27 protein-coding genes and 3 pseudogenes are annotated in these 26567 nt (G+C 73.2%); 20 read left to right on the plus strand and 10 right to left on the minus strand.

Features of this window, described 5'->3' with window-relative positions; translation table 11 throughout:
* The first annotated feature begins 52 nt into the window (after positions 1-52).
* The 3 genes from ACIHEJ_RS13260 to ACIHEJ_RS13270 are packed head-to-tail and all read left to right on the plus strand — an operon-like array spanning position 53 to position 2079.
* Positions 53-991 (plus strand): PAC2 family protein, encoded by a 939-nt coding sequence (locus ACIHEJ_RS13260; protein ID WP_400134895.1) that lies wholly within the window; start codon positions 53-55, stop codon positions 989-991.
* 45 nt (positions 992-1036) lie between these two features.
* Positions 1037-1648 carry a dephospho-CoA kinase gene (gene coaE / locus ACIHEJ_RS13265; RefSeq protein ID WP_400134897.1) on the plus strand — a complete coding sequence of 204 codons (612 nt, stop codon included), beginning with the start codon at positions 1037-1039 and terminating at the stop codon, positions 1646-1648.
* 50 nt (positions 1649-1698) lie between these two features.
* A complete protein-coding gene (locus ACIHEJ_RS13270; protein ID WP_400134899.1) occupies positions 1699-2079 on the plus strand; it encodes a tetratricopeptide repeat protein in 381 nt (126 codons plus the stop codon).
* Positions 2080-2117: 38 nt separating this feature from the next.
* On the opposite strand, the gene ACIHEJ_RS13275 is transcribed toward ACIHEJ_RS13270, so the two are convergent.
* Entirely contained in the window at positions 2118-2441 is a 324-nt protein-coding gene (locus ACIHEJ_RS13275; protein ID WP_400134901.1) for a DUF6343 family protein, read from the minus strand.
* Between the two features lie 86 nt (positions 2442-2527).
* Between ACIHEJ_RS13275 and ACIHEJ_RS13280 the strand changes: the two genes are divergently transcribed.
* The 5 genes from ACIHEJ_RS13280 to ACIHEJ_RS13300 all read left to right on the plus strand — a co-directional run bounded on the left by ACIHEJ_RS13280 (position 2528) and on the right by ACIHEJ_RS13300 (position 6365).
* A complete protein-coding gene (locus ACIHEJ_RS13280) occupies positions 2528-3439 on the plus strand; it encodes an acyltransferase domain-containing protein (RefSeq protein WP_400134903.1) in 912 nt (303 codons plus the stop codon).
* Positions 3440-3501: 62 nt separating this feature from the next.
* A complete protein-coding gene (locus ACIHEJ_RS13285) occupies positions 3502-4194 on the plus strand; it encodes a class I SAM-dependent methyltransferase (protein ID WP_400134905.1) in 693 nt (230 codons plus the stop codon).
* A 102-nt stretch (positions 4195-4296) separates the two neighbouring features.
* On the plus strand, positions 4297-4746 hold the full coding sequence (locus ACIHEJ_RS13290) for a DoxX family protein (protein ID WP_400134907.1): 450 nt from the start codon (positions 4297-4299) through the stop codon (positions 4744-4746).
* 149 nt (positions 4747-4895) lie between these two features.
* A complete protein-coding gene (locus ACIHEJ_RS13295; RefSeq protein ID WP_400134909.1) occupies positions 4896-5534 on the plus strand; it encodes an RNA-binding S4 domain-containing protein in 639 nt (212 codons plus the stop codon).
* A 135-nt stretch (positions 5535-5669) separates the two neighbouring features.
* On the plus strand, positions 5670-6365 hold the full coding sequence (locus ACIHEJ_RS13300; RefSeq protein ID WP_400134911.1) for a uracil-DNA glycosylase: 696 nt from the start codon (positions 5670-5672) through the stop codon (positions 6363-6365).
* 102 nt (positions 6366-6467) lie between these two features.
* Here the strand turns inward: ACIHEJ_RS13300 and ACIHEJ_RS13305 are convergent, their stop codons facing one another.
* The gene (locus ACIHEJ_RS13305; RefSeq protein WP_400134913.1) at positions 6468-6923 is read right to left on the minus strand and encodes a GNAT family N-acetyltransferase; all 456 of its coding nucleotides are present in this window, start codon (positions 6921-6923) and stop codon (positions 6468-6470) included.
* Between the two features lie 237 nt (positions 6924-7160).
* Between ACIHEJ_RS13305 and ACIHEJ_RS13310 the strand changes: the two genes are divergently transcribed.
* The 6 genes and pseudogenes from ACIHEJ_RS13310 to ACIHEJ_RS13335 all read left to right on the plus strand — a co-directional run bounded on the left by ACIHEJ_RS13310 (position 7161) and on the right by ACIHEJ_RS13335 (position 13569).
* Positions 7161-7925, plus strand: coding sequence for a nucleotidyltransferase family protein (locus tag ACIHEJ_RS13310; RefSeq protein WP_400134916.1), 765 nt, complete (start codon positions 7161-7163; stop codon positions 7923-7925).
* 219 nt (positions 7926-8144) lie between these two features.
* Positions 8145-9908, plus strand: coding sequence for an FUSC family protein (locus tag ACIHEJ_RS13315; protein WP_400135143.1), 1764 nt, complete (start codon positions 8145-8147; stop codon positions 9906-9908).
* Between the two features lie 15 nt (positions 9909-9923).
* Positions 9924-11276 carry an amidohydrolase gene (locus tag ACIHEJ_RS13320; RefSeq protein ID WP_400134917.1) on the plus strand — a complete coding sequence of 451 codons (1353 nt, stop codon included), beginning with the start codon at positions 9924-9926 and terminating at the stop codon, positions 11274-11276.
* A 20-nt stretch (positions 11277-11296) separates the two neighbouring features.
* The gene (locus ACIHEJ_RS13325; RefSeq protein WP_400134918.1) at positions 11297-12463 is read left to right on the plus strand and encodes a cytochrome P450; all 1167 of its coding nucleotides are present in this window, start codon (positions 11297-11299) and stop codon (positions 12461-12463) included.
* An 89-nt stretch (positions 12464-12552) separates the two neighbouring features.
* Positions 12553-13240: pseudogene (locus ACIHEJ_RS13330) on the plus strand (DUF899 domain-containing protein).
* A gap of 152 nt (positions 13241-13392) precedes the next feature.
* Positions 13393-13569: a hypothetical protein gene (locus tag ACIHEJ_RS13335; protein ID WP_400134919.1), complete on the plus strand. Its 177-nt coding sequence runs from the start codon at positions 13393-13395 to the stop codon at positions 13567-13569.
* A 53-nt stretch (positions 13570-13622) separates the two neighbouring features.
* Here the strand turns inward: ACIHEJ_RS13335 and ACIHEJ_RS13340 are convergent.
* The 3 genes and pseudogenes from ACIHEJ_RS13340 to ACIHEJ_RS13350 all read right to left on the minus strand — a co-directional run bounded on the left by ACIHEJ_RS13340 (position 13623) and on the right by ACIHEJ_RS13350 (position 16508).
* Positions 13623-14797: pseudogene (locus ACIHEJ_RS13340) on the minus strand (ATP-binding cassette domain-containing protein).
* Between the two features lie 245 nt (positions 14798-15042).
* Complete coding sequence (locus ACIHEJ_RS13345; RefSeq protein ID WP_400135144.1) at positions 15043-15444, minus strand: hypothetical protein; 402 nt, start codon at positions 15442-15444, stop codon at positions 15043-15045.
* A 356-nt stretch (positions 15445-15800) separates the two neighbouring features.
* Positions 15801-16508: an ATP-binding protein gene (locus tag ACIHEJ_RS13350; RefSeq protein ID WP_400134920.1), complete on the minus strand. Its 708-nt coding sequence runs from the start codon at positions 16506-16508 to the stop codon at positions 15801-15803.
* Positions 16509-16707: 199 nt separating this feature from the next.
* On the opposite strand from ACIHEJ_RS13350, the gene ACIHEJ_RS13355 reads away from it, so the two are divergent.
* From ACIHEJ_RS13355 to ACIHEJ_RS13365, 3 genes and pseudogenes are all read left to right on the plus strand, one after another.
* Positions 16708-17568 carry a helix-turn-helix domain-containing protein gene (locus tag ACIHEJ_RS13355; RefSeq protein WP_400134921.1) on the plus strand — a complete coding sequence of 287 codons (861 nt, stop codon included), beginning with the start codon at positions 16708-16710 and terminating at the stop codon, positions 17566-17568.
* Positions 17569-17823, plus strand: a complete 255-nt coding sequence (locus tag ACIHEJ_RS13360; protein WP_400134922.1) for a DUF397 domain-containing protein — start codon at positions 17569-17571, stop codon at positions 17821-17823.
* A 95-nt stretch (positions 17824-17918) separates the two neighbouring features.
* Positions 17919-18727: pseudogene (locus ACIHEJ_RS13365) on the plus strand (SAM-dependent methyltransferase).
* Between the two features lie 176 nt (positions 18728-18903).
* On the opposite strand, the gene ACIHEJ_RS13370 reads toward ACIHEJ_RS13365, so the two are convergent.
* Positions 18904-20325 carry a PLP-dependent aminotransferase family protein gene (locus tag ACIHEJ_RS13370; RefSeq protein ID WP_400134923.1) on the minus strand — a complete coding sequence of 474 codons (1422 nt, stop codon included), beginning with the start codon at positions 20323-20325 and terminating at the stop codon, positions 18904-18906.
* 46 nt (positions 20326-20371) lie between these two features.
* Between ACIHEJ_RS13370 and ACIHEJ_RS13375 the strand changes: the two genes are divergently transcribed.
* On the plus strand, positions 20372-20887 hold the full coding sequence (locus ACIHEJ_RS13375; protein WP_400134924.1) for a carboxymuconolactone decarboxylase family protein: 516 nt from the start codon (positions 20372-20374) through the stop codon (positions 20885-20887).
* A gap of 315 nt (positions 20888-21202) precedes the next feature.
* On the opposite strand, the gene ACIHEJ_RS13380 is transcribed toward ACIHEJ_RS13375, so the two are convergent.
* The 3 genes from ACIHEJ_RS13380 to ACIHEJ_RS13390 form a co-directional block, all read right to left on the minus strand.
* Positions 21203-22690, minus strand: coding sequence for a glutamate synthase subunit beta (locus ACIHEJ_RS13380; RefSeq protein WP_400134925.1), 1488 nt, complete (start codon positions 22688-22690; stop codon positions 21203-21205).
* A gap of 300 nt (positions 22691-22990) precedes the next feature.
* Positions 22991-23470, minus strand: a complete 480-nt coding sequence (locus tag ACIHEJ_RS13385; RefSeq protein ID WP_400134926.1) for a DUF1772 domain-containing protein — start codon at positions 23468-23470, stop codon at positions 22991-22993.
* A gap of 176 nt (positions 23471-23646) precedes the next feature.
* Positions 23647-24342 carry a DUF2293 domain-containing protein gene (locus ACIHEJ_RS13390; protein WP_400134927.1) on the minus strand — a complete coding sequence of 232 codons (696 nt, stop codon included), beginning with the start codon at positions 24340-24342 and terminating at the stop codon, positions 23647-23649.
* 144 nt (positions 24343-24486) lie between these two features.
* On the opposite strand from ACIHEJ_RS13390, the gene ACIHEJ_RS13395 reads away from it, so the two are divergent.
* Together ACIHEJ_RS13395 and ACIHEJ_RS13400 are read left to right on the plus strand one after the other, a co-directional pair.
* Positions 24487-24618 (plus strand): hypothetical protein, encoded by a 132-nt coding sequence (locus ACIHEJ_RS13395; RefSeq protein ID WP_400134928.1) that lies wholly within the window; start codon positions 24487-24489, stop codon positions 24616-24618.
* A gap of 8 nt (positions 24619-24626) precedes the next feature.
* On the plus strand, positions 24627-25259 hold the full coding sequence (locus ACIHEJ_RS13400; RefSeq protein WP_400134929.1) for a uridine kinase: 633 nt from the start codon (positions 24627-24629) through the stop codon (positions 25257-25259).
* 75 nt (positions 25260-25334) lie between these two features.
* On the opposite strand, the gene corA is transcribed toward ACIHEJ_RS13400, so the two are convergent.
* Entirely contained in the window at positions 25335-26462 is a 1128-nt protein-coding gene (gene corA, locus ACIHEJ_RS13405) for a magnesium/cobalt transporter CorA (RefSeq protein WP_400134930.1), read from the minus strand.
* Between the last annotated feature and the right edge of the window lie 105 nt (positions 26463-26567).

A 26567-nucleotide genomic window follows, 5' to 3' on the forward strand; every position in this document is an offset into this window, starting at 1 on the left:
CCCACGCTCCAGGGCGCGTTGTGGAGGAGGAACACGAGGAGGAGCGGTCACAGTGCTTGATCCGCAGGGTTTGTACGCATGGGAGCCGAAGGGTCTCGCCGTGGTCGACATGGCGCTCGCCCAGGAGTCGGCCGGCCTTGTCATGCTCTACCACTTCGACGGATACATCGACGCGGGCGAGACCGGCGACCAGATCGTCGACCGGCTGCTCGACTCACTGCCCCACCAGCTCGTGGCGCGCTTCGACCACGACCGGCTCGTGGACTACCGGGCCCGGCGCCCCCTGCTGACCTTCCAGCGCGACCGCTGGACCGACTACGAGGTCCCGGCCATCGAGGTCCACCTCGTCCAGGACGCCACGGGCGCCCCCTTCCTGCTGCTGTCCGGCCCCGAGCCGGACGTGGAGTGGGAGCGGTTCGCGGCGGCGGTGCGGCAGATCGTGGAGCGGCTCGGCGTCCGCCTGTCCGTGAACTTCCACGGCATCCCCATGGGCGTCCCGCACACCCGGCCGGTGGGCCTCACCCCGCACGGCAACCGCACCGACCTCGTCCCTGGCCACCGCAGTCCCTTCGAGGAGGCCCAGGTGCCGGGCAGCGCCGAGTCGCTGGTGGAGTACCGCCTCATGGAGGCCGGACACGAGGTCCTGGGCGTCGCCGCGCACGTCCCGCACTACATCGCCCGTTCCGCGTACCCGGACGCCGCCCTGACCGTCCTCGAGGCGATCACGGCCGCCACCGGTCTGGTCCTGCCCGGCGTCGCGCACTCCCTGCGCACGGACGCGCACCGCACGCAGACCGAGATCGACCGGCAGATCCAGGAGGGCGACGAGGAACTGACCGCGCTCGTCCAGGGCCTGGAGCACCAGTACGACGCCGCGGCGGGCGCCGAGACCCGCGGGAACATGCTGGCCGAGCCGGTGGACATCCCCTCGGCCGACGAGATCGGGCTCGAGTTCGAGCGGTTCCTGGCGGAGCGGGAGGGCGACAACTGACCTGCCCCGCCTCCGCCGTCGGCGGTAGGGCCTAAGCTACCGCTCATGCTGAAAGTGGGCCTGACCGGTGGGATCGGCGCCGGCAAGAGCGAGGTGTCGCGGCTGCTCGTGGAGCACGGGGCCGTGCTGATCGACGCGGACCGCATCGCGCGCGAGGTCGTGGCGACCGGCACCCCCGGCCTCGCGGCCGTCGTCGAGGCCTTCGGCACGGACGTCCTCACCGCCGACGGCAGCCTGGACCGGCCCAGGCTCGGTGCCATCGTGTTCGCCGACCCCGAGAAGCTCGCCGTCCTCAACGCGATCGTGCACCCCCTCGTCGGCGCGCGCTCCCGCGAACTGGAGAGCGCGGCGGCCGGCGACGCCGTGGTCGTCCACGACGTCCCCCTCCTCACCGAGAACGGCCTCGCGCCGCTCTACGACCTCGTGGTCGTCGTGGACGCGAGCCCCGCGACCCAGCTCGACCGGCTGGTCCGGCTGCGCGGGATGACCGAGGAGGACGCACGCGCGCGCATGGCCGCGCAGGCGACCCGCGAGCAGCGCCGGGAGATCGCGGACATCCTGATCGACAACGACGTACCGCTGGACGCGCTGGAGAAGCGCGTCGCCGAGGTGTGGGACGACCTCGCACGGCGGGCCCGCGCGGTTTCGCCGGAATAGCGGGCCGCCGACCGGGCGTTGAACGGACCCAGTGAGGGAAGGACTCAGCCGTGCCCGAGACCAGCGGTTCCGCCGGACGTACTCCGGAAACGCATGTCATCGACTTCCGTGCCGCCGAGCAGCTGCTCAACGCGCGGGACCCGCGGGGCGCGGTGAAGCTGCTCGACGAGGTGATCGCCGTGCACCCCGAGAACACCGCCGCCCGTCTGCTCCGCGCCCGTGCCTTCTTCGCCGCGGCGCAACTGCGGCCCGCAGAGCTTGAGTTCACCATCGTGCTGGAACGCGAGCCGGACAACGCGTTCGCGCACTTCGCCCTGGCCCGCACCTACGAGCGCCAGGGCCGCCCGGCCCAGGCCAAGCGCCACTTCCGGCTGGCGGCAGCCCTCGACCCCAACCCGGAGTACCTGAAGGCGGCACGCTTCGACGACTGAGGGCTCGTGCATCGGGGCGCCGGGTCCGGGGCCTTCCGTCACGGGTGCCGGTGCCGCATTCCGTGCCAGGGAGGCCGGTGCCTCGCCGGCCTCCGGTACGACAGTTCGTCGTCCACCGGCCGGTACGGCGGCACGTCGCGGCCCGGCTGGTAGTGCGGGCCCTGGCGGATGTGTCTGACGATCACTGCCATGTCGACGGTGACCACCAGCCACAGCACCCCGCACGCCGCCGCCCAGCCGGGACGCCCGGCCAGCGCGAACGCCGCCGTGCCGAAGACCGCCCAGACCAGCCCCCACACGCTCAGCCAGAAGCGCGCCCGCAGAGCACTGCGCGCGGTCGCCGGTTCACTGCCCGTACGCATCGGATCACCACTCCTCCTTGCAACGTACTCTTCGACGACGACGTTCACCAGCGGCACCCGAGCGTCGCTCGTCGAAGGGGGATCTCTTGCTGCCGGACGCCGACGACCTGCCCGAAGTGCTCCTCGACCTGGCCGTGCCGCACGAGGACGTCAACGAACTGGTCGCCCTCCGCGGCGGGGTGACCGGGGACCCGGGCGCGCTGAGGCTCCTGGAGGAGTGCGTCGAGGCGTTGTTCCGCGGCCCGGAGGGGTCCGGCCACCCACCCGGCCTCGCCGAACTCTTCGACGAGGTGCCGCCGGAGATGGCCGCCGCCTTCCCCGTGTACGTCTTCGTCGCCGCGCTCCCGCACACCCGCGCCCGGCACCGGGAACGCGGCATTCCGGCCGAGATCTCCCGGCGCACCCTGGCCGACCTGGGCCGTCAGATGGCGGTGCACCGGCGACGGCACGGTACGACCGGCGTGCAGGCGCGGGGCTGGCTCGTCCGGCACTTCCGGGGCGAGCTGTACCAGCTGGGCCGGCTGCAGTTCGAGCGGGCGCGGCTCGGCCTGCGCTCGGCACCGGTGATCGCGGCGGCCGGACTGGACGCCGTTCCCGGTACGCGCTGCCTGAACCTGCACATTCCCGACTTCCACGGCCCCCTCACCCCGGCGGCCTGCGACCGCTCCCTGGCCCTCGCCCGCGGGTTCTTCGCCCGGCACTTCCCCGAGGAACATCCGGTGGCGGCGCTGTGTCACTCCTGGCTGCTCGACCCGCAGTTGAAGCGGTACCTGACGGCCGACTCCCACATCGTCCGCTTCCAGGAGCGCTTCCGCACCGTCCGAGAGGACACCGAGCCGGCCGACACCGAACCCGTCCAGTTCGTCTTCGGTGACCCCGGCCTGCCGCTCGCACAGCTGCCCCGGCGAACGTCCGTGGAGCGGGCCGTGGGGGACCATCTGCGAGCGGGCGGACACTGGTACATCGGGCACGGATGGTTCCCGTTCCGGGCCGAATGACTCGAACGGGTGGACTGGCGTCGAACGGGAACGGCGGTACGGGGACGATCCGTTGTTCGGGCATGACGATCGGAATGCGCGAGGGACACGAGGGTACGGGGCCCGGTGCGATCACCCCGGACGGCTGCGCGGTCGAGCTGTACGAGCGGCTGCCGGTGGGTGACGAACCGGAGATCATCGCCGCGGCGGTACCGGCCGGGGCGCACATCCTGGAGCTGGGCAGCGGAGTGGGCCGGGTGACGCACCCCCTGCTGGAGCGTGGCTTCACGGTCACGGCGGTCGACGAGTCCGCCGACATGCTGTCCCGGGTCCGCGGGGCGCGCACGATATGCGGCGCCATCGAGGCCCTGGACCTGGGTGAGAAATTCGACGTGGTCATGCTCGCGTCGTTCCTCGTCCACGCCGGTGACGAGGAGGTGCGCAGAGGGATGCTGCGCACCTGTGCCCGGCATGTGGCCGAGGACGGCTGCGTGCTCATCCAGCGGGAGGGGGCGGACTACCACACCGACGTACCCCGGGAGCGGGTGAACCCGGGCGGCTTCACCGTCCGGATCGCCTCGTCGGAGCCGGTCGGGGGCGGGGTGAACTCGGTCCACGTCGAGTACCTCTTCCCGGACGCGACCTGGACGCAGACGTTCCTGGCCCGGCCCCTGACCGAAGAGCAGTTCGAGTCGGCGCTCGCGGAAGCGGGACTGGAGGTGGACGCCTGTCTGACACCGGACGCGGTGTGGGTGCGGGCAGTGCCCAAGGCATAGCGGCACCGGAGCGCACTGGATCGCCCGAGAGCGATGAGTTCCCGGACCATGACCGGTCTACCTCGGTGAAAGCAACCGGCGCGCAACACCCGGGAGTTCCCGATGTCCGAGACCACTGTTCCCGCCACCTCCACCCCTCCGGCCGCCTCCGACGGCCTCCTCAGCGGCTGCAGGCGACCGGCCAGGATCGCCCTGCGCTCGGTGCAGGTGCTGCTCGCGTTGTTCTACGGCGTCGCGAGCGCCCTTCCCAAGCTCATCGCGCACCCCTCGGCCGTCGAGTCCTTCGACAGGATCGGCTGGGGCAGCGGCGCCATGTACACCATCGGTGTGCTCGAACTCGCCGGGGCGGCGGCCTTGTTGATCCCGGTGCTGCAGTCGGTGGCGGCCCTGGCGCTCAGCGCGCTCATGGTGGGGGCGTTCGTCGTTCAGCTCACCGCCTTCGACGGGCAGAACGCGGCGACACCACTGATCCTGATGGCACCGCTGCTCCTGATCGCCTGGACCCGACGCGCACACAACGGGGATCTGCTGCGACGGGCGCTGCGGCGGTGACCTCGGGGGAGACCGCCGCTTCCGGGGAGCCTGCCGCTGTGAGGGAGCCTGTCACTCCTGAGGAGCCTGCCGGCCTTGCCTCCCGACGGCATCGGTCCCCCCGGGGAATCGTGTCCAGGTCCGCCGCCCCGGAGCGTTAGGGTCGGAACATGGCTTCCGAGGATGCGGACGAGGGCGTGAACCGTGGGACCGGCGGATCCGGTGGGGCGAGCCCTGCCGCGGCTGCCGAGGGCTCCGGTGCCTCCGCCGGCCAGCCGCTCGACCCCAAGATCGCCGCCGCGGTGGCCGCCGCCGAGGCCGCGGGGCCGGGGAACGGCGAGACGGTCCGGATCGACAGCTGGATCTGGGCCGTACGCCTGATCAAGACGCGGTCTCTGGGTGCCGCCGCCTGTCGGGGTGGACATGTGCACGTGAACGGCGAGCGGGTCAAGCCCGCCTACTCCTTGCGCATCGGCGACGAGGTGCGGCTGCGAAACGAGGGCCGGGAGCGGGTCGTGATCGTCAAGCGGCTGATCCGCAAGCGGGTCGGCGCGGCCGTGGCCGTCCAGTGCTACGTCGACAACTCGCCCCCGCCCCCGCCCCGCGAGGCCGTCGCTCCGGCCGGTCTGCGCGACCGCGGCGCCGGCCGCCCGACCAAGCGGGACCGCCGCGAAATGGAACGCCTGCGCGGTGCTGCCGGCGGCCAGGGCGGACCCGGTGGCTTCAGCGGCTTCGGTGGGCTGGGCGGCCCTGGTAGGCCTGGCGGACCTGGTGGATCCGGGAGGCCCGGAGGCTCCCGCGGGCGTTGATCGACTGGGAGGTGCTCACCCTCGGACGTCGATCATCGCGTGCGCCCGTCCACGGTATTGATCACCGTGGACGGCGCTTGTCCGCGGGGCAGGTGCCAGGCATGGCATGGCCGTCCAGGGGCATACCGTGGCCGTATGGACGACAGCGGCGCCCTCGAGCGGCTCGATCGGCGGATCGTGGACTGCCGGGCCTGCCCTCGGCTGGTCGAGTGGCGTGAGGAGGTGGCCCGGACCAAGCGGGCCGCGTTCGCCGACTGGACGTACTGGGGCCGGCCGGTGCCCGGCTTCGGTCCGGCCGACGCCCGGCTGGCGATCATCGGGCTGGCCCCCGCCGCGCACGGCGGCAACCGCACCGGCCGGATGTTCACCGGTGACCGCTCCGGAGACGTGCTGTACCAGGCGCTGTACGACGTGGGGCTCGCCTCGCAGGCCACCTCGGTCAGCGCCGACGACGGTCTCGCGCTGTACGGGGTCCGCGTCACCGCGCCCGTGCACTGCGCCCCGCCCGCGAACAAGCCGACCCCCGGTGAGCGTGACACCTGCCGCGCATGGCTGGTCCAGGAGCTGAAGCTGCTGCGCCCCACGTTGAAGGCCGCGGTCGTCCTCGGGGCCTTCGGCTGGCAGGCCGCACTGCCCGCGTTCGGCGAGGCGGGCTGGGCGGTGCCCCGGCCCCGCCCGGCCTTCGCGCACGGCACTCGGGTCGCCCTCGACGGCCTGGACCTCTTCGGCTGTTTCCACGTCAGCCAGCGCAACACCTTCACCGGCCGGCTCACCGCCGAGATGCTGCGCGAGGTGCTGCGCGCGGCGGCGGATGCGGCGGGGCTGCCGTAGCGAGCCGCCACAGCCCGGTCGGCTCCGAGCAGGCGCCGTGCGCGACAGGTCTCGGCGCAACCCGGCAGGCGCCCCGCTCAGTCGGTGATGCCGCCGCCTCCCTCAGGGCCGCCAGACGTACCGGACGTCCGGCTCCCGCTCCTCGTTGCCGCTGCCGTCGGTGTACTCGACGGCGACGAACCCGTGGCGCTCGTAGAAGCGGTGGGCGGGCCTGTTGACCTGGAACGTCCACAGGGTCAGCCCGCCCGGGCTGCGCTCCTTGGCCAGCGCGACGAACCGGTCACCGATGCCTCGCCCCCGCCACTCGGGGGCGAGGTACAGCTGGGAGAGCAGATCGTCCCGCAGGACCATCAGCCCGACGATCCCGGCGCCGGCCGCCTCCGCCACCCAGGTCTCGCGCGACGGCACCACGACGTCCCGGATGTGGTCCCGCACGTCGTCGTCGGTGCGCGGCCGGACGACCGTGGGCAGGGCGGCGTCGAAGGACCGCAGATACACATCGGCGGCGGCCCCCGCGTCCACCGCCACGGCCCGGCGCAGCACGACCTCGTCCGTCACCGGCTTCTCCCCCCACTCACGGCACCACGGCCGTGGCCGCGAACTCCTCCGACTGCCCGGTATACCCGGGACAGGAGACAGCGGGCAACGGAGACACCGGGCGACGGAGACACCGGGCGACGCGAAAGGCGCGGCCCCTGCCGGGCGCGGCAAACCGTTCGCCGCCCACCCGCCCACGCCCTAGGCTTTCCGCCCGCACCCATGAGCCACCCGGAAGCGACCCTGGGAGCAGCGCCCATGCCCGACCTGTCCGACGCCGACTTCCTCAACGCCACCGCCGACCGCCTCGCCGCCCTCCCCACCGTCCGGGCGGTGGCCCTCGGTGGCTCGCGGGCGCAGGGGACGCAGCGGCCCGACAGCGACTGGGACATGGCGGTCTACTACCGGGGCCCCTTCGACCCGGACGATCTGCGGGCCGTCGGCTGGGAGGGCGAGGTGTCCGAGGTCGGTGGCTGGGGCGGCGGTGTCTTCAACGGCGGCGCCTGGCTCACGGTCGACGGACGACGGGTCGACGTGCACTACCGGGACCTCGACGTGGTCGAGCACGAGCTGGCGCAGGCGCGGGAGGGACGGTTCCGGGTCGAGTCGCTGCTCTTCCATCTGGCCGGCATCCCCACCTACCTGATCGTGGCCGAGCTGGCCGTCAACCAGGTGCTCCGCGGTGCACTGCCCCGCCCGGCCGCCTACCCGGACAAGCTCCGCCACGCCGCCGCCGAGCACTGGCACGGCACCGCCCGCGCCACCCTCTCCTACGCCAAGGTCAACCACGCTCCGCACGGCCGCCTCACCGAGACCGCCGGCGCCCTAGCCGTGGCCGCCGTGCAGGCGGCGCACGGAGTGCTGGCGGCCCGCGGGGAGTGGGTGACGAACGAGAAGCGGCTGCTGGAGCGGGCCGGGCTGCGGGGTGTCGACGCGATCGTGGGCGCGTTGCGGGCCGAGCCCCGTGTCCTGGTGCGAGCCGTCACCGAGGCCGAAGGGCTCCTCGGGGCATTGCGTTCATAAAGAAGCCGCCGTCCCCGGCAGGTTTCACCTGCGTGAAACGTGATCGTCCCGCTCCCACCGGGAACGCCACCTACCGTGGACACACGGTCCACCGGCCACAGTCGTCCGAAGGCCCACCCCCGCCCTCGAACGGACAGGAGCCCCGTGTCCCGGCCCGCCGCGCCGCCCTGGCTCGCCCATGCCCTCCGTGCCCAGCGCGGTCCCGTTCCCTGGAGCGCGATGACCCGGGGCGCGCTCGCGGCCGGCCCGTTGCTGCTCGCCGGTCTCGCGGCCGGCCGGCTCGCCTCCGGCGTCCTCGCCGCCATCGCCGCGATGCTCGCCGGCATCAACGACCGGCCCGGCAGCCGGCGCGCCTCCGTCCAGCGGCTCGGAGTGCCCGCGCTGGCCGGGGCGCTCGGGCTGGCCGTGGGGTCGTACGCCGGGCAGCTGCTCGAAGCCGTACCGCTCACCCTGGTGCTCACCCTGCTCGGGCTCGTCGCCGGGGGCGTCAGCGCCGTAGGGCCCGTCGCTTCCGCCGCGGGCACGCAACTGCTGGTCACCGCCGCCGTCGGCGCCGGGATGCCGGCGGCCGAGAGCGGCTGGCAGCGAGCCCTCGCCTTCCTCGCAGGGGCCGGCTGGCTGCTCCTGCTGCGGCTGGTGCTGCCCACGCCCGGCGCGCTCACCGGGGACTTCCGGTTCGACGGGGAGCGGGAAGCGGTCGCCGACGTGTACGACGCCGTCGCCGCGCTCCTCGATGCCGTGGGCACTCCGCACGCCACCGCCCGGCGGGCCGCCCTCACCGCCGCCCTCGACCACGCCCAGGACGCACTCGCCGGACCCCGGCTGCGCCGGCACTCAGGCTCCGCCGCCGAGCGCCGGCTGCACGCCCGGTTCGCCGCCGCGCTGCCCCTGGCCGAGGCCGCCACCGCCCTCTTCTGGACGGCGGAGCCCGTCCCGGCACGGGCCGCCGAGGGGCCGCGCCGGCTGGCCGCGGCCGTGCGCGGTGACACCGGCACCGGCCCCCTGCCCGCACCGCACCGGTCGGCGCCCGCCCTGCGGGCCCTCGACGACGCCCTGCTGCGCGCCGCCGAGGCCTTCGACCGGGCCGAGGGTGCCCAGCGGCGGCTGCTCACCCGGCGCCGCGGTGCCCAGGACGCCGTGCGGGCCGCGTTCGGCAGCGGCGGACGCGAGTACGGGCTGCGTGTCGCCCTCTGCTTCGGGACCGGCGCCGCCATCGCCCAGGCCCTGCACCACTCCCGTTGGCACGGCCAGCACCAGCACTGGTACTGGCTGCCCGCCACCGCCGTCTTCCTCGTCAAACCCGACCTCGGCCCGCTCGCCTCCCGCGTGCTGTGCCGGGCCGCCGGAACCGTGCTGGGAGCCGTGGTGTTCGCCGGGCTCGCCCCACTGCTGCCCCGGCCCGCGGGGCTGATCGCGCTCGTGGCGGTCTGCGGGGCGCTCGTCCCGGTCGCCACCCGGCACTTCGCCGCACTGACCGCCGTCGTCACCGTGCTCGTCCTCGCCCTGGTCATGGCCGGCGGGGAGCCGCAGGCCTCCGCCGGCCGGATCGGCGAGACGCTGCTCGCCTGCGCCCTCGTGCTGATCGTCGGGCACCTGCCGATGCCGGGCGGGCGCGGCGGCGGGGTACGGGCCCGGCTCGCCGCCGCCGGTGGCGCCGCGCACGCCTACCTGGTCCACGTCCTCGGCGAGTCCGCCGACCGCGCCGAGCGCTGGGCGCTGCGCCGCGAGGCCTACCGCACCCTCGCCGAGGCCCGTGCCGCCATCGCGGTCGCCTCCGCCGAACTGCCCGCACTGGCCCGGCACACCGAGGGCACGGACGCCGTCGCGGAGGTTCTGGAGCGACTTGTCGACACGACCACGGCGTGCGCCGTCCACCTCGATGACACAGGTCGCCTCACGCCCCGGCACGTAGACCAACTGCGGGACGCCCTGGCCGAGTTGCGGCTCCAGGAGGGCGAGGTGCCGTTGCCCGCAGACGCGTAGCCGTACGGTGGGCCCATGCGTGCCACCCCCGCCGACCTCGTCGTCACCGGCTGCACCGTGCTCGTCCACGACGAGCGGGAACAGGTCGCCTTCCGCCCGGACGCGGCGATCGTCGTACGCGACCGGGTCATCGAGTCGGTCACCGGTGCCGCGTCCGCGCGGGACCTGCCGGCCCGCGAGCGCATCGAGGCGCGCGGGCAGGTCGCGATGCCGGGACTGATCAACTGCCACACGCACGCCCCGATGGTGGCCCTGCGCGGCCTTGCCGAGGACCTGCCGACCGAGGAGTGGTTCAACGACGTCGTCTGGCCCGCCGAGTCCAGCCTCACCGCGCGGGACGTGGAGCTGGGCGCCCGGCTCGCCTGCGCCGAGATGATCCGCGCCGGGGTGACCTGCTTCGCCGACCACTACTTCCACATGGACCGGGTGGCCGCCGTCGTCGCCGAGTGCGGGCTGCGCGCCCACCTCGGCGAGGCCTACTTCTCCAGCCAGGGACCGCGAGGACGGGAGGGGGCACTGGAGTTCGCGCTGCGGCACCGGGGCACCGCCGACGGCCGGATCACCACCGCCCTCGCCCCGCACGCCCCCTACACCGTCACCGACGCCGACCTCACCGCCACCGCCGACCTCGCCCGCGCCCACGGCCTCCCCGTCCACATCCACGCCGCCGAGAACCGCGCCCAGACCGACATCAGCGTCGCCCGCCACGGCCTCACCCCCGTCGAGGTCCTGGACCGCACCGGCCTCCTCGGCACCGACCTGCTCATCGCCCACGGCACGGGCATCGTCGAGCGCGACCTTCCCCTGCTGGAGCGCACCGGCGGACGTACGGCGGTCGCGACCGCGCCCCGCGGCTACCTCAAGTTCGCCTGGCCGACCACCACCCCGGTACGGGCCCTGCGCGCGGCCGGTGTCCCCGTCGGCCTCGCCACGGACGGCGCCGCCTCCAACAACTCCCTCGACGTGTGGGAGTCGATGGCACTCACCTCCCTCGTCCAGAAGTCCGCCGAAGGCGATCCCCGCTGGCTCACGGCCCGCCAGGCCCTGCACCACGCCACGGTGCAGAGCGCCCGCGCGGTCGGCCTGGGAGACAGCGTGGGAATCCTGGCGCCCGGCCGGCGCGCCGACTTCGTCCTGGTCGACCTCACAGGACCGCACACCCAGCCGGTCCACGACCTCGCAGCCACCCTCGTGCACAGCGCCCGCTCCTGCGACGTCCGCACCACCGTCGTGGACGGACGGATCCTGATGCGGGACCGCCGTCTGCTCACCCTCGATCTCCCGTCCGTGGTACGGGAATTGACGGGCCGGCTGGCCGCCGTCACCGACCGCGGCCACGGGCGGCGCATCCAGGATTACGACACCTGATCCCGCGTAGGCTGCCGGCCATGGACCTCGCGCGCGGCCTCATCGACCACCCCTACGACGTCTACCGGCGCCTGCGCGACACCGCGCCCGTGCACCGCATCACCGGCCCCGACGGCACCCCCGCCTGGCTCGTGACCCGGTACGAGGACGTCCGTGCCGCCCTCGCCGACCCCCGGCTCTCCCTGGACAAGCGACACGGCACGCCGGGAACGTACAAGGGTCTGTCCCTGCCGCCCGCCCTCGACGCCAACCTCCTCAACATGGACCCGCCCGACCACGCCCGCATCCGGCGCCTGGTCGGCCGCGCCTTCACCCCGCGTCGCATCCAGCAGCTCCGCGAGCCCATCCGCCGTACCGCCGACCGCCTGCTGGACGCGCTCGGCCCGCACGGCAGGACCGACCTGGTCGCCTCCTACACCGCCCCGCTGCCGATCACCGTCATCTGCGACCTGCTCGGCATCCCGGAGGAGGACCGGCTCGACTTCCGGGTGTGGACGGACAGCCTCACGGCCCCCGACCCGGCCCGCCCGGACGCCTCGAAGGAGGCGATGCGGGCCATGCTGGGCTTCCTCACCCGCCTCCTCGCCGCCAAGCGGGAAGCCCCCGCCGACGACCTCCTCTCCGACCTGATCGCCGTACGCGACGAGGGTGACCGGCTCGGCGAGGACGAGCTGATGTCACTGGCCTTCCTGATCCTCTTCGCCGGGTACGAGAACACGGTCCAGCTCATCGGTAACGCCGTACTCGCCCTGCTCCGTCACCCCGACCAGCTCGCCGCCCTGCGCAAGGACCCGGGACGACTCCCCGCCGCCGTCGAGGAGTTCGCCCGCTACGAGGGACCCATGCTGCTCGCCATGCGCCGCTTCCCGGTCGAGGACGTGACGATCGCCGGGGTGACGGTCCCGGCCGGTGAGACCGTCTGGGTGTCGCTGTCCGCCGCAGACCGCGACCCCGCCCGCTTCCCCGACCCCGACCGCCTCGACCTCTCCCGCGACGCCGGAGGCCATCTCGCCCTCGGCCACGGCATCCACTACTGCCTCGGCGCACCCCTGGCCCGCGCCGAGACCGAGATCGCCCTCGCGGCCCTGCTGGAGCGGTTCCCCGATCTGGCGCTCGCGGAGGGCGCGTTGCGGTGGCGTCCCTCGCTGCGCGCGCGGGGCCTGGTGGAGCTCCCGGTGACGTACTGACGACGTACCGAAAAAAATCCCGGCTCAGCGATGAGTTCCGCTCCCGCCGACGGTCACCACCCCGAACCGACCGTCGGACAGGAGGGCTCATGTCGCTTCCCGAGATCGTCTCGCCTGAGCGGTGGCGCGCGGCGCGCGAGGAGTTGCTGCGCAAGGAGGAGGCGGTCAGACGGGCGCGCGAGGCACTGGGCGCCGAGCGGCGGCGGCTGCCGATGGTCGAGGTCGACCCGGACTACGTCTTCGAGGGCGGCGACGGCAAGGCCACCCTGCTCGACCTCTTCGAGGGGCGGGCCCAGCTCGTCGTGCACCACTTCATGTTCGCTCCGGAGTGGGAGACCGGCTGCCCCTGCTGCTCGGCCTTCCTCGACCAGGTCGGCCACCTCGCCCATCTGCGCGCCCGCAACACCTCCTTCGCGGCGGTCTCCAGGGCGCCCTTCACCCGCATCCTGCCGTTCAAGGCGCGGATGGGCTGGGCGGTGCCCTGGTACTCCTCGTCCCACTGCGACTTCAACCGCGACTTCGAGGCGACCGCGAGGCCGGGCGGGGAGGCCGACGGGGAGCCGGGCGGGGAAGCCGGTGCGGAACCGGGCGGGGAACTGGTCGAGCGGCCGGGCATCAGCTGCTTCCTGCGTGACCACGACCGGGTCTTCCACACCTACTCGGCGTACGACGACGCGCTGGACGGACTCGGCACCCTCGCCGGTCTGCTCGACCGCGCTCGGTCGCAGCCCCGTCGGCGGCGAGCGGCTCCGCCTGCACGACGAGTACGAGTACTGACACGGACCGTGCGGTTCGTGTCACAACGTGAACGGATTCTCACGGTCCGCGCCGACTCGGTGTCGACAATGTCTCAGTCGGGTGACTGAGCGAGGCGATTCCCTCCTCCAGGGCGTTAACTCCCCTAGGTACGACGTTTCTGGAGGTGCGAGATGGTGAACGGGCGAACGGTGCTCGAGCGCTTTCCCGCCGGTAACCCGCGGGGTTCCTGGCCCGCCGAGGAGTTCGCGCACGCACGGCGACTGGAAGGCCTGCCCGCGGAGGTCGTCATGGACCTCGCGACGGACACGTTCCTGGTGATCGTGCGCGGGGGCGAGGCCGCCGAGTGAGCCGCGTGCGCGGTGCGCGGTGTGCGGGACGCGCGGATGCCGGGTGAGCCGGCTCAGGCCGGCTTCGCCGCCGGCACCTTCGGCGCGGTGAACCGCTCCGCCTGAAGCCTGTACAACTCGGCGTACACACCGCCCCCGGCCGGCAGCTCCTCCGGGGTACCGGACTCCACCAGCCGCCCGTGCTCCAGCACATGCACCAGGCCGGCGTGGCGGACCGAGGCCGGCCGGTGGGTGATCAGGACGACCGTCTGCCCGCTGCCCGCCAGTGCCCGGATCTTCTCGAACACCTCCAGCTCGGCCCGCGCGTCCAGCGCCGCCGTCGGCTCGTCCACGATCAGGACGCGCCCGCGCCGGTACGCGGCCCGGGCGATGCCGAGCCGCTGCCACTGCCCGCCGGACAGCTCGTACCCGCCGCGCTCGGCCGCCTCCATGTACAGCCGTTGCAGATCCCCCACGAAAAGGGCCTCCCGTGCAACTGGTGATCTCCAGCACCAGTGTGTCCAGGCTGGACGCGCCGGTACGGACCGCGATCGCCGCCGTACCCGCCACCGACAGGGCCATCGCACCGGCCAGCAGCAGTGCGCCGAGCGTGGCGTACGTCGCCAGGGTGGCGAGGCCCGTCCAGGTCCCCGCGACCAGACCGGTACGGGCGGCCAGCCGGGACAGCCGGGCCTGCTCCGACTCCGCGGTCTCCGACATGGACCGGAAGTGGCGCAGCAGGAACGGGCCGACCCGGTGCACCCGGATCTCCGGGGCGGCGGCGGGCTCGGTGAGCAGGCCGCTGATCAGCCGGCCGGCCCGGGCGTGCTGGACCCAGGTGTGGAACGACTCGTAGCGGCGCCGGGCGTTGGTCAGCGCACCCCAGGCGCTGGGCAGGGTCATGGTGACCAGCAGTGGCAGCAGCACCGGATGCAGGACGGCCGATGCCGGGGCCGGTGAGCAGCCTGCCGCGCGCGCTGTGCACGGCCAGCAGGCCGACCGCCTGGGCCATGCCCCGGCCCACCTCGGCGGCCGGCACGGTCCGCGCGGCCCCGGCGTCGGCCTGCCGGGCCAGCCGGAGGCTGAAGGCCGGCATGCCGGGCAGCCGGACGACGATCGCCCGGAAGCTCAGCTCCAGGAAGGCGTCCGCGCGCTCGTTCCAGCCCACGTCGTAGCGCAGCGGCCCCCCGAACAGCAGCCGCTCCGAACCGGACACCACGGGCTCGGCCGCCCCCCGCCTCTTGCTCACCGCGACCTCCCGCACCACGACGGAACGGCCACTGTCGCGGGCGGAGGGCACCCTCTGGGCAGGGCGCGAGCGAAGTCGGAGGGGGCGTAGAAGGGGCGCGGTGCGGGTCGGGGAGGAGGGAGAGGGCGAGGAGGGACCGGAGAGGGGGCGGGCGGACTGCTCCGGTGCCGGGTGGTGTCAGCCGGTGCCGGCCGGTGCCGTCCCTGGTGTCGCCCGAGCGGGCGTGCCGCCGGGCGGCCCCGGCGCTACGCCGGCACGGCCCGGGACCAGTCCGGGGCCGTCCCGGTCACCCGGCACAGGGCCAGGTACAGCGGGATCGGCGGGGTGTACGGGACCGTCCCCTCCGGCCGGTGGATGAGCCGGGCGGTGCCGGTGACCAAGGCTCCGGGGACGTAGTGGGCGGGGGAGGGCCAGGGTAGGGCGTAGTCGGAGTCCGACGGGACGATCCACCACCACTGAGCGCCGTCGGTGTACACACATCCCAGCCGTGGCAGCAGCGGCACGACGAGAGGGCCGAGGCGGTCGGGCACGGCCACGGCGTCACAACCGAGCGGGGCGGTCATGCCGTCGGGTACGGGCAGCCGCTGGGCCGTGCCCTGGACGGACCGCCGACGCTGCAACCGCACCAGGGTGTCGAGACCGATCACCTGCTCGGGGCTGCTGCGGGGACTGGGGCCGAGGACGGGAGCAGCGGCGGGGCCGGGTGCGGAGGCGGCGGATCGGCCGGATGCGGGTGCGGGGGACCGGCCGGCGCCGGTCGTGTCGTAGCGGCCGCAGCCGCTGATGCTGTGCCGACGGCGGCCGGCGGCCCGTGGGGCGGGGAGGCCGGGGTCCTGCTGCCCGGCGGGGCTGGTGTCCGGTCGGCCGGGGTGGCTGGGCTGCTGCCGCCGTGAGGTGCCGGTGTCCGGTCGGTCGAGGCGGTTCGGGTCCTGTGGACCGGTGGTGCTCCCGTCCCGGCGGTCGTAGCTGTCGCCACGCTGCCGGTCGGAGCCGGTGTCGCCGGTCACGGCCGCTCTCCGGCACGGCGCTGCTCGCCGATGCGGCGCCGGTCCCCGGCGCGGTGCTGATCGTCGGCCGGGTGCTGCTCCCCGGCCCCGTACCGCCCGGGCCCCCCGCGGCGGTGCGCTTCCGTTCCGTCGCCCTCGTCCGGGTCGTCGGGGCGGCCGGGCTTGGGGCGCGCGCCCCAGCCCAGGTCGTTACGGGGCTCGGCGGTGTCGTGGGCCGCGTCGGTCTGACGGGCCAGCTCGGCCCAGACCAGCAGCCCGGGACCGTGCTCCTGCACCCCCCAGGCCCTGCACAGCGCGTCGACGAGGAACAATCCCCTCCCGTGCTCCTCGTCGGGCCGCTGCGGGGACGGATGGGGTTCGCCGGGGGCACAGCCCTCGTCACGTACGGCGATACGCACCATGTCGTCGTGGTCGTGCAGCTCGCACACGACCCGGCTGCTCGCCGTGTGCACGACCGCGTTGGTGACCAGCTCGGAGATGACCAGAGCCGCGCTGTCGCAGGTATCCGCGGACACCGACCAACCGCTCAGCCGGGCGTGCGCCAGGCGTCTTGCCCGAGCGACGGAACCCGGATGCGCGGCCAGCTCGAACCGGAACCGGCGCCCGGAAGCATCCCACCGAGGGGCTGCTTCCGGTACGGCACCGAGACCGGGACGGTCTGCGGCGTCTGTTCCTAAGGGCACGGACGGAATCACGCTTGCCACTATCTCCCCGCCGTGAACACTTGGCAAGCGTCACTCTGAAAATTGCAGAGTGCGGTGTGACTCGGTGAAGGGCCGTGGCACACTGCTCGCAACAGCACCACGCGCGGCGCCAATTGAAGTCCTCGGAGACCGAGTCGGTCTTCGAATGCACCTTCGAATGGCGCCGCAGGGCTGTCGGGATTCATTTGGAGGTGGGAGCGTGAGCGAACCGCGGTCCGCGCCGACGGTGGGCCAGGTGGTCCTCGGCCGGCGCCTGCTGGACCTGCGGGAACGCGCCGGACTGAAGCGCGAGGACGCCGCCCGCGTCCTGCGCGTCGCCCCCGCCACCGTCCGCCGCATGGAGATGGCCGAGGTCGCCCTCAAAATCCCGTACATGCAGCTGTTGCTGAAGGCCTACGGCGTCCCCGACGAAGAGGCCGAGGTCTTCGTCCAGCTGGCCGAGGAGGCCAACAGGCCGGGCTGGTGGCAGCGGTTCCACGACATCCTGCCGAACTGGTTCTCGATGTACGTGAGCCTGGAGGGCGCGGCAAGCCTCATCCGTTCCTACGAGCCCCACTTCGTCCCTGGCCTGCTGCAGACCGAGGACTACGCGCGCGCGGTGCTCAGGTCGGGCGCCGTCGGCCAGACGAGCCCGGAGGACATCGAGCGGCACGTCGCCCTGCGCATGCAACGTCAGGACCTGCTCACCCGTTCCGACGCCCCCCGTTTCTGGGCGGTGATGGACGAGACCGCCCTGCGCCGCCCGGTCGGCGGACAGGAGGTGATGCGCGCGCAGATCGACAAGTTGCTCGAGGCCACGAAGCTGTCCCATGTGACGCTCCAGGTCGCCCCGTTCGCGAGCGGGCCGCACCCGGGGACGTACGGGCCCTTCGTGCTGTTCCGATTTGCCATGTCAGAACTGCCGGACATGGTCTACAGCGAGTACCTGACCGGGGCCGTCTATCTCGACGCGCGCACCGAGGTGGCGACCCATCTCGAGGTCATGGACCGCATGGCGGCACAGGCCGCGACGGCACAACGCACGAAGGAGATCCTGCGGGATCTCCGCAAGGAGCTGTGAATGGACCGCATCAAGCCGCGCGGACGCGTCTACAACGGCATGCCCGCGCGGGAGTTGGGCAGCGAGGGCTGGCACAAGCCCTGGAGCGGCGGCAACGGCGGAAACTGCCTGGAGGCGATGAAGCTCGCCGACGGCCGGATCGCCGTGCGCCAGTCGACCGACCCGGACGGCCCGGCGCTGATCTGCACCACGGACGAGATGACCGCGTTCATCGAGGGCGCCAAGGCGGGGGTGGCCGACTTCCTGCTGTCCTGATCCGGACCGTGTGTTGTTTTTTCTCAACTTCCTCATCGTGGTACCGACTTGATCATTCATTGCGTCAGACGCCCATGACACTCATGGAGTGCCGCATGACAGGGGAGGGCCCGACGGCCGGGGCGATCGACACCAGCAAGCCCCATCCCGCGCGGATGTACGACCGGTACCTCGACGGCAAGGACAACCGCCCCGTCGACGAAGGGATGGGCCGGCAGATGCTGGCCGTCGACCCCCGGGTGCCGGTGATGGCCCGGGTCAACCGCGCGTTCATGCACCGGGCCACGCGCTGGCTCGCCCATCGGGGCGTACGGCAGTTCCTGGACGTCGGCACCGGCATACCCACGGAGCCGAACCTGCACCAGGTCGCCCAGCAGGTCGCCCCCGACGCCCGGGTCGTCTACTGCGACAACGACCCGATCGTGCCGGCCCACGCGGCGGCTCTGCTGCGCAGCACGCCGGAGGGCGCCACCTAGTACCTGCAGGCCGACGTGCGCGACCCGGACGCGATCATCGCCGGCGCCCGGCGCGTCCTGGACCCCGGCCGCCCGGTCGCCCTCTCCCTCGTCGCCCTGCTGCACTTCGTCCCCTACGAGGACGGCGCACACGACCTCGTCGCCCGCCAGCTCGCGAACTGCCCTCCGGCAGCTACCTGATGATGACCCACGCCACGGCCGACCTCACACCCGAGGAGTCGGCGGCGGCCACCGGGAAACTCAAGGCGGCCGGCATCACCCTCGCCCTGCGCTCCCGCGAGGAGTTCGCCCGCTTCTTCACCGGCCTCGACCTGGTGGAGCCCGGCGTCGAGATCGTCCACAAGTGGCACCCCGAACTGGGCGAACCGGTACCGGGCCAGGACGACGGCGTGATCCCCGGGTGCGGCGCGGTGGCCCGCGAGCGGTAGATCCGTGGCCGTGGCGCGGTGGCCCGCGAGCGGTAGATCCCCGGGTGCGGCCCGGTGGCCCGCCAGTGGTAGACCCGTGGCCGTGGCCCGGTGGCCCGGTGGTACCCCAGTGGTAGACCCGTGGCTGTGGCCCGGTGGCCCGTACGGTGCTCGCGATGACGACGCTCCGGCGTCCGTCACCCCGGCGGCAGCACCCCGCACAGCGCCTCGACCGCTGCGCCGTAGGCGTGCTCGGCGGCGGCCGCGTACCCCACCACCAGGCCGTCGCCCGCCGTGGCGGCCGCCTCCGGGTGCCGGAACGCGGCGAGGCCGTCGAGGGCGACGCCCTGCCACGCGGCAGCCTTCACCGTGGACCGCTCGCTGCCGGGCGGCAGCCGCAGTACGGCGTGCAGCCCGGCAGCGATGCCCGTCACCTCGATGTGCGGCGCGTGCGCGGCGAGCGCGGTGACGAGCCGGTCGCGCCGGTGCCGGTACCGCTGCCGCATCCGCCGCACATGACGGTCGTACGACCCCGAGACCACGAAGTCCGCGAGCGCCAGCTGGTCCAGCACGCTAGCCCACCCCTCCCGCTCGCCCTTCGCCGCGAGCACGGGCCCGACGTACCGCTCCGGCAGCACCATCCAGCCCAGTCGCAGCGCCGGTGACAGGCTCTTGCTGACCGAACCGACGTGGATCACCCGTTCCGGGTCGAGGCCCTGGAGCGCGCCGACGGGCTTGCGGTCGTAGCGGAACTCGCCGTCGTAATCGTCCTCCAGCACCACCGTCCCGCGCGCGCGTGCCCAGTCGACCACGGCCGACCGGCGCTCGGGCTGCAGCGGGCCGCCGGTCGGGAACTGGTGCGCGGGCGTGAGCAGCACGGCCCGCTCCCGCCCCAGCAGGTCCACCCGGGCGCCGTGCTCGTCCAGCGGCAGCGGCACGGTGCGCACTCCGGCCGTCGCGAGCAGCCCCCGGTGGAAGTCCAGCCCGTACGCCTCCACGCCCAGCGGCCCGCGCAGCATCCCGCCCGCTCCCTGACCGAACAGCAGGCGCAGCGCGTGCGCGAAGCCCGAGCAGACGACGATCCGGTCGGGCTCGGTCCGCACGCCACGCGCGCGTGCCAGGTATTCCGTCAGCGCCTCCCTGAGCTCCCTGCGCCCGGCAGGATCTCCCGGCCCAAACGCCTCGTTCGGCGCCGCCTGCAGCGCCCGCCGGTACGACGCCGCCCAGGCCGCCCGGGGGAACGCCGACGCGTCCGGCGTGCCCTGCCGCAGATCGTGCCGCGGCCCACGCGCGCGTGCGGGTGCCTTCACGGGCGTCCGTACGGTGCGGCGCAGCGGTTCCGCGCGCTCCGCGACCCGGGTCCCCGAACCCTGCCGAGCGGTCAGCCAGCCCTCCGCGACCAGCTCGGCATACGCGTCCGCCACGGTGTTACGCGCCACGCCCAGGTCGGCGGCGAGCGAGCGGTAGGGCGGCAGGCGGGTGCCGGGTGCCAGGCGTCCGCCGCGCACGGCCTCCCGCAGCGCCCGGATCAACGCAGCCCGCCGACCGCCCGGGCCGGACAGCTCCAGATGCAGATCGGCGCCGATGCGCTCCGCGGAATTGACCCACGATTCCGTCATGGAAATGCACCCTACAGCGGGTCTTTCGGGACCATAACGTGAAGCCATGACGACGAACACGACCACCACGGCGGCCGGCACCACCACCCGGATCGCCGCGGCCGACGCCGCCCGCACCCGCCTGGACTTCGCGAAGGCGGCTCCCAAGGTCTTCCGCGCCCTCGTCGGCTTCGACGCCGCCGCCCGCGCGGGCCTCGACCCCGCACTGGTCGAACTGATCCAGATCCGTGCCTCGCACCTGAACCACTGCGCCTACTGCCTGCACATGCACACCAATGACGCCCGCAAGGCCGGCGAGAGCGAGGACCGGCTGCACATGGTCGCCGTCTGGCGCGAGGCCCGCCACTTCTTCACCGCGAAGGAGCAGGCGGCCCTCGCTCTGACGGAGGCGGTGACCCTGGTCGCCGACGCCGGCGTCCCCGACGCGGTGTACGCCGAGGCCGCCGCCCACTTCGAGGAGGAGGAACTGGCCCATGTCCTCGCCCTGATCCTCACCATCAACACATGGAACCGCGTGGCCCTGTCCACGGGGAAGGTGGCGGGCACGGACGAGCGGCGCTGAGCCCGCTGCTCCCGGCCCCCTCGCTTCACTCCCTCGCAACGGCGACCGACTACGACGGCGACCGATCGCGAGGGCGGTCGACGACGACGGGGAACCGACTGCGACGGCGACCGACTGCGACGGCGACCGATCGCGAGGGCGGTCGACCACGACGGGGAACCGACTGCGACGGCGACCGACCACGACGGCGACCGACTGCGACGGCGTCCGACCGGGCGCCCTGGCCGGGCGGTGTCGAACCGCTCGGAACCGCCCGGCCAGGGCGCCGCTCTCAGACCTCCGACGGCCGACCCCTCGGAGAGACCGGCGACGCTCTCACACCCGCATCGGCCGATCCCTCGGAGAGACCGGCGCCGGCAGCCGTGAACTCCCCGTCAGGTAGCGGTCGACCGCCGCCGCCACCGCCCGCCCCTCCGCGATCGCCCAGACGATGAGTGACTGCCCGCGCGCCGCGTCCCCGGCGGCGAACACCCCGGGGACGTTCGTCGCGAACCCGTCGTCCCGGGCAATCGTGCCCCGCGGATTCAGCGCCAGCCCTAGCTGCTCCATCAGCCCGTCCCCCTGATCGGGCCCGGAGAACCCGAGTGCGAGCAGCACGAAGTCGGCGGGGAGCGTCCGGCCGGTGCCCGGCACCGGCTCCCGCCGCTCGTCGACCTCCACCAGGTGCAGCGACCGTACGTGCCCGCTCCCGTCCCCGGCGAAGTGCAGCGTGGACGCCGCGAACAGCCGCGCGTCCGCGTCCGCGGCCGGTGCCGTACGCAGGTCACGCGCCTCCTCGTGCGCGGCCGACAGCCGGTAGACCTTGGGGTACGTCGGCCACGGCTCGGTGTCCTCGTCACGCTCGGCACCCGGCTGGGCGTAGATGTCCAGCTGGGTCACGGACGCGGCCCCCTCGCGCACCGCCGTCCCCAGACAGTCCGCCCCGGTGTCCCCACCGCCCACGATCACCACATGCTTGCCGGCCGCCGACATCGGCGAGACCGCCAGATCCCCCTCGCACACCCGATTGGACAGCGGCAGATACTCCATCGCCTGGTGTATCCCGTTCAACTCCCGACCGGGCACCGGAAGTTCCCGCCATGCCGTGGCGCCCGTGGCGAGGACGACGGCGTCGTAGCGCCCCCGCAACTCCACCGCCCCGACATCACGCCCGACCACCGTCGACGTACGGAACTTCGTCCCCTCGGCCCGCATCTGCTCGATCCGCCGCTCCAGATGCCGCTTCTCCATCTTGAACTCGGGGATGCCGTACCGCATCAGGCCGCCGATCCGGTCGTCCTTCTCGTACACGGCGACCGTGTGCCCGGCCCGGGTCAGCTGCTGGGCCGCGGCGAGTCCGGTCGGCCCGGAGCCGATGACGGCCACCGTCTTCCCCGACAGCCGCTCGGGGGGCCGCGCAGGGGTGAAGCCCTCCTCCCAGGCCCGGTCGGCGATCGCGCACTCGACGTTCTTGATGGTCACCGCCGGCTGGTTGATCGCCAGCACACATCCCGCCTCGCACGGTGCCGGACACAATCTCCCGGTGAACTCGGGAAAGTTGTTGGTGGCGTGCAGCCGGTCGCTCGCAGCCCGCCAGTCCTCCCGTGACACCAGGTCGTTCCACTCGGGGATGAGGTTGCCCAGCGGACAGGCCTGGTGGCAGAACGGGATGCCGCAGTCCATGCAGCGATCGGCCTGCTTGCTGATGATGGGCAGCAGAGCGCCAGGGACGTACACCTCGTCCCAGTCCCGCACCCGCTCCTCGACGGGCCGCCGCGGCCACTCCTGGCGCGGCGTGGTCATGAACCCCTTGGGATCGGCCATGGTCGACTCCCTCGCGTACGGGCGCCGGAGGCACCGGGTGTACGACGGGCCGTGCGTCATCGGGCGGCACCTGTCCGCACTGCTGATCTCGGCACTCTTCCGGCCACGATACGTCCCCGCCGACGGCCGCGCAGGGTGGCGGACAGCGCTTGCTGACGGGCCTCTCCCAGCATGCTCCCGGACGGCTCCGCATCTGAGCTCCGGGGGTGCTCAGGTGCGTCCTCGGGGAGGTTCAGCGATGCTCTCCGAGGCTCTCCGAGGCCCCTTCGAGACGCTCCGGGACGCCGCCCAGGGGCATGCTCAGGCGAGCGCGAGGACGTAGCCGAGGGCGGCCGCGGCGGAGGCGGCGGTGCGGACGTGGTTCCAGAACGTCCACTCACGCACGTACGCCGGCCAGTACGCGGCTGCCTCCGCGGTGCCCGGGGTCAGCTGCGCCAGCCGGTCGTTGCGGGGCACATGGGCGACCATCGTCGATCCGAACGCCCCGAACAGGTACAGCGCGCTGCCCAGCAACAGCTGTATCTTCCCCGCGTCCGGCCACACCACGAACGTCACCACCGCGATCATCGCGCTCAGCACCGCCGAACCGGTGAACACCGCCATGAAGGCGGGCCGGACCGCGGCGACGTTGATCGCGTTCATCGCCGCGACGCCCTGCGCGGGCGGCAACGCGGCGAGCCCCCGCATCACGAAGGTCGAGAACCCGCAGAAGACCCCGGCCACCAGCCCGGTGCCGAGGACCCCGAGCACGACCAGTACGAAGTACGGACCGTCGATCACGCCACGCCCCCCTCTCTCACACTGGTCCCGGGCCGCCGCCCGGGACACCACCGTCACTCCCATGCTCCTCGGGATTCCTCCGGCCGCACCGTGACACCGCGCCGCGCCCGTGCCCTCGCCGTCCGTCCGTGTTCGCCTTCCCCTGCCCCCTCTCCCTCTCGCCCTTCCCGCCCCTCTCACCCGGCGTCCTCCGCGGCCCCCTGCCAGTCCCGGAGCACGCCCTCCACGGCCGGGGCGATCCGGCGCCGGGCCTCGTAGCGCGCCACCCCGGCCATCAGCAGCTGGTCGTACGGCGTGTCCATATGCCGTACGGCCGCCACCACCGCCGAGATCACCGCCCCCTCGGTCAGCGCCCGCCCGGCCGCGCTGCGCCCGACCCGTCCGCTGCCCCGCACCGACGCGTGCGCCGCGATGGCCCGGGCCCGCTCGGCGGGGCAGCCGGGAAACAGCCGGAGGATCTCGGCCCCGAACGCGGCCGCGAACCGCTCGTCCTCAGCGGTCCTGCGCCGCGCGTCCCGTGCCCGCCGCCGACGCCTCGCCTCCGCGTCCGCCAGACAACGGGCCTCGGCCCGGGCCAGCGCGGCCTCCTCCACGAGCACGCCCTGCCGTTCGTAGCGGCTCTTGCGCCGGTTGAACCGCACCACCACCACCGACAGCGTGCTCTCCTCCCGCGATCTGCGGGTCAGAGCCGTGTCACCGCGCGGCAGGAACACCAGGTGCCCCAGATCGGCACAGTCCAGGCAGCGCGGTGCCCCGTTCTCCAGCACCAGCAGTGACAGCGGCCCACGTCGGCAGGCGCTGCACCGCTTGCGCTTCAAGGACTGGATCACGACAAGTCGGCCGGGGGAGTGGGGAGTCGAGGGAAGCGCCATACGCGGTACTTTCCCCTTCCCCGCCCACGGCTCCCCTGTCGGCCTGTTCCTGCTCCAGCTCCTGCTCCTCCTGCTCCTCCTCCTGATCCGGCGGCCGGACGCCCCCTCCTTCTCCTCGCCGGCTGGCACCGACACGCGCGTACGGTGCCGCACGGGGGCCTGGATCTCGTCCGCCATCCCTACGGCGAGATCGGCGTACGACAGCCACGGCTCGCCGGTGCCGCCACCACCGGCATCGTGACCACCGGGCAGCCGCTCCCCGCCGACCCGGCATGATGGGGCCTGTGCGACTCGAAGCGATCACCTGGGACCGGCTCGCCGAGCTGCTCGCCGACCGGCTGGCGGGGCTGCGGACGGCCGACGCGGGCGCTTGGGTGCGCGTCGGCTTCGACGGGGCACCGGCCGCCCGCCCCGGCGACCTCGCCGAGCGCGTCGGGGAGGCGCTGCGGGTGCGCGGTAGGCCCTCGCTGGTGGTCGGCGCCGAGGGCTTTCTGCGGCCCGCCTCGCTGCGCCTGGAGCACGGGCGGCGGGACGCCGAGTCGTACTACGGCGGATGGTTCGACACGGGCGCCCTGTGGCGCGAGGTCTTCGGCCCGCTCGATCCAGGAGGCAGCGGGCGCGTCCTACCCGACCTGTGGGATCCGGCCACCGACCGGGCCACCCGCAGCCCCTACGTCCAACTCCCGGCGGGCGCCGTTCTGTTGCTCCATGGCCCCCTTCTGCTGCGCCACTGGTTCCCCTTCGATCTGAGCGTGCACGTCCTCCTCTCCGCAGGTGCCCTGCGCCGCCGTACTCCGGAGGCGGACCACTGGACGCTCCCCGCCTTCGAGCGCTACGAGTCCGAGGCCGATCCCGCCGGGACGGCGGACGTGCTGGTTCGTGCCGACGACCCCCGCCACCCCGCCTGGAGCGGCTGACCGGGCAGCCGGTCCAGGCGGGGTGGCGGGAAGATCCCCCCAGCTGACCGCCGCCGTCGCCGGTGTGGCCGTCGCTCAGAGCCAGCCGTTGCGCCTGAAGCCCCGGTACAGCGCCAGACAGGCCGCCCCCATCACCGTCATGACCAGCGGATACCCGAACTGCCAGTGGAGCTCCGGCATGTGGTCGAAGTTCATGCCGTACACCCCGCACACCATCGTCGGCACGGCGATCACCGCGGCCCAGGCCGTGATCTTCCGCATGTCCTCGTTCTGCGCGACGGTCACCTGCGCCAGATGGGCCTGCAGGATGGAGTTGAGCAGTTCGTCGAACGCGGCGATCTGTTCCTTCGCCCGGATCAGATGGTCGAGCACGTCCCGGAAGTAGGCCTGTATCTCCGGGGCGACGACCCGTATGGGCCGGGTGGCCAGGTCCTCCACCGGGCGGCCCAGCGGCACCACCGCCCGCTTCAGCTCCAGCAGTTCACGCTTCATCTGATAGATGCGGCCGGGATCGAGTTGTGCGCCTCCCTCCGAGAACACCTCTGTCTCGACCTGGTCGATGTCGGCCTGCACCGCGTCAGTGACGTTGAGGTAGTCGTCCACGACATGGTCGGCGATCGCGTGCAGCACCGCCGCCGGCCCCTTGGCGAGCTGTTGCGGATCCGCCTCCAACTCCTCGCGCAGCGGCCCGAGCGAGCCGTGCCGGCCGTGCCGGACCGTGATCACGAAGTCCTCGCCGACGAACACCATGATCTCGCCGGTGTCCACCACCTCGCTGGTCGCCGTGAGCCGTTCGTGCTCCACGTAACAGACGGTCTTGAAGACCGCGAAGAGCGTGTCCCCGTAGTGCTCCAGCTTCGGGCGCTGATGGGCCTCGACCGCGTCCTCCACCGCCAGCGGGTGCAGGTCGAAAAGCTCCGCTATGCCCGCGAACTCCGTGTCCGTCGGCTCGTGCAGTCCCAGCCAGACGAAGCCCTCGCCGCTCTTGCGTACCAGCCGCACGGCGTCCACCAGATCCGTGCACTCCGGTACGCGCGCGCCGTCCTGGTAGGTGACGCAGTTCACCACCGACGAACCCAGCGGAGACCTGGCGGGGTGACTCAGGTCGACGCGCGGTCGCCGCCGGGTCAGCCGCGCCACTTTGCGCAGACCACCAACCCTGCCCAACCCTGTGACCTTGCGCAGATTCCCTGCCATGGACATCTGGATCCCCCTCGCGTGGACCTCCGTGCTCAACGCTTCCGCGTCTTGCTCCGCAAGTCTGCCAGCCGGGAGCAAGGCGCGGGCAAGCCTGTGGGAACAGCGCCT

Origin of the sequence: Streptomyces sp. NPDC052301 (assembly GCF_044593395.1) — a bacterium.
In the GTDB taxonomy this organism is placed as follows: domain Bacteria; phylum Actinomycetota; class Actinomycetes; order Streptomycetales; family Streptomycetaceae; genus Streptomyces.

Excerpts from the sequence above, each read along its gene's own strand:
- coaE (WP_400134897.1), top strand. The coding sequence starts at position 1,037 with ATGCTGAAAGTGGGCCTGACCGGTGGGATCGGCGCCGGCAAGAGCGAG.
- ACIHEJ_RS13320 (WP_400134917.1), top strand. The coding sequence starts at position 9,924 with ATGCGTGCCACCCCCGCCGACCTCGTCGTCACCGGCTGCACCGTGCTC.
- ACIHEJ_RS13315 (WP_400135143.1), top strand. The coding sequence starts at position 8,145 with ATGACCCGGGGCGCGCTCGCGGCCGGCCCGTTGCTGCTCGCCGGTCTC.
- ACIHEJ_RS13290 (WP_400134907.1), top strand. The coding sequence starts at position 4,297 with ATGTCCGAGACCACTGTTCCCGCCACCTCCACCCCTCCGGCCGCCTCC.
- ACIHEJ_RS13310 (WP_400134916.1), top strand. The coding sequence starts at position 7,161 with ATGCCCGACCTGTCCGACGCCGACTTCCTCAACGCCACCGCCGACCGC.
- ACIHEJ_RS13375 (WP_400134924.1), top strand. The coding sequence starts at position 20,372 with ATGACGACGAACACGACCACCACGGCGGCCGGCACCACCACCCGGATC.
- ACIHEJ_RS13380 (WP_400134925.1), bottom strand. The coding sequence starts at position 22,690 with ATGGCCGATCCCAAGGGGTTCATGACCACGCCGCGCCAGGAGTGGCCG.
- ACIHEJ_RS13295 (WP_400134909.1), top strand. The coding sequence starts at position 4,896 with ATGGCTTCCGAGGATGCGGACGAGGGCGTGAACCGTGGGACCGGCGGA.
- ACIHEJ_RS13285 (WP_400134905.1), top strand. The coding sequence starts at position 3,502 with ATGACGATCGGAATGCGCGAGGGACACGAGGGTACGGGGCCCGGTGCG.
- ACIHEJ_RS13390 (WP_400134927.1), bottom strand. The coding sequence starts at position 24,342 with ATGGCGCTTCCCTCGACTCCCCACTCCCCCGGCCGACTTGTCGTGATC.
- ACIHEJ_RS13335 (WP_400134919.1), top strand. The coding sequence starts at position 13,393 with ATGGTGAACGGGCGAACGGTGCTCGAGCGCTTTCCCGCCGGTAACCCG.
- ACIHEJ_RS13300 (WP_400134911.1), top strand. The coding sequence starts at position 5,670 with ATGGACGACAGCGGCGCCCTCGAGCGGCTCGATCGGCGGATCGTGGAC.
- ACIHEJ_RS13275 (WP_400134901.1), bottom strand. The coding sequence starts at position 2,441 with ATGCGTACGGGCAGTGAACCGGCGACCGCGCGCAGTGCTCTGCGGGCG.
- ACIHEJ_RS13370 (WP_400134923.1), bottom strand. The coding sequence starts at position 20,325 with ATGACGGAATCGTGGGTCAATTCCGCGGAGCGCATCGGCGCCGATCTG.
- corA (WP_400134930.1), bottom strand. The coding sequence starts at position 26,462 with ATGTCCATGGCAGGGAATCTGCGCAAGGTCACAGGGTTGGGCAGGGTT.
- ACIHEJ_RS13360 (WP_400134922.1), top strand. The coding sequence starts at position 17,569 with ATGGACCGCATCAAGCCGCGCGGACGCGTCTACAACGGCATGCCCGCG.
- ACIHEJ_RS13325 (WP_400134918.1), top strand. The coding sequence starts at position 11,297 with ATGGACCTCGCGCGCGGCCTCATCGACCACCCCTACGACGTCTACCGG.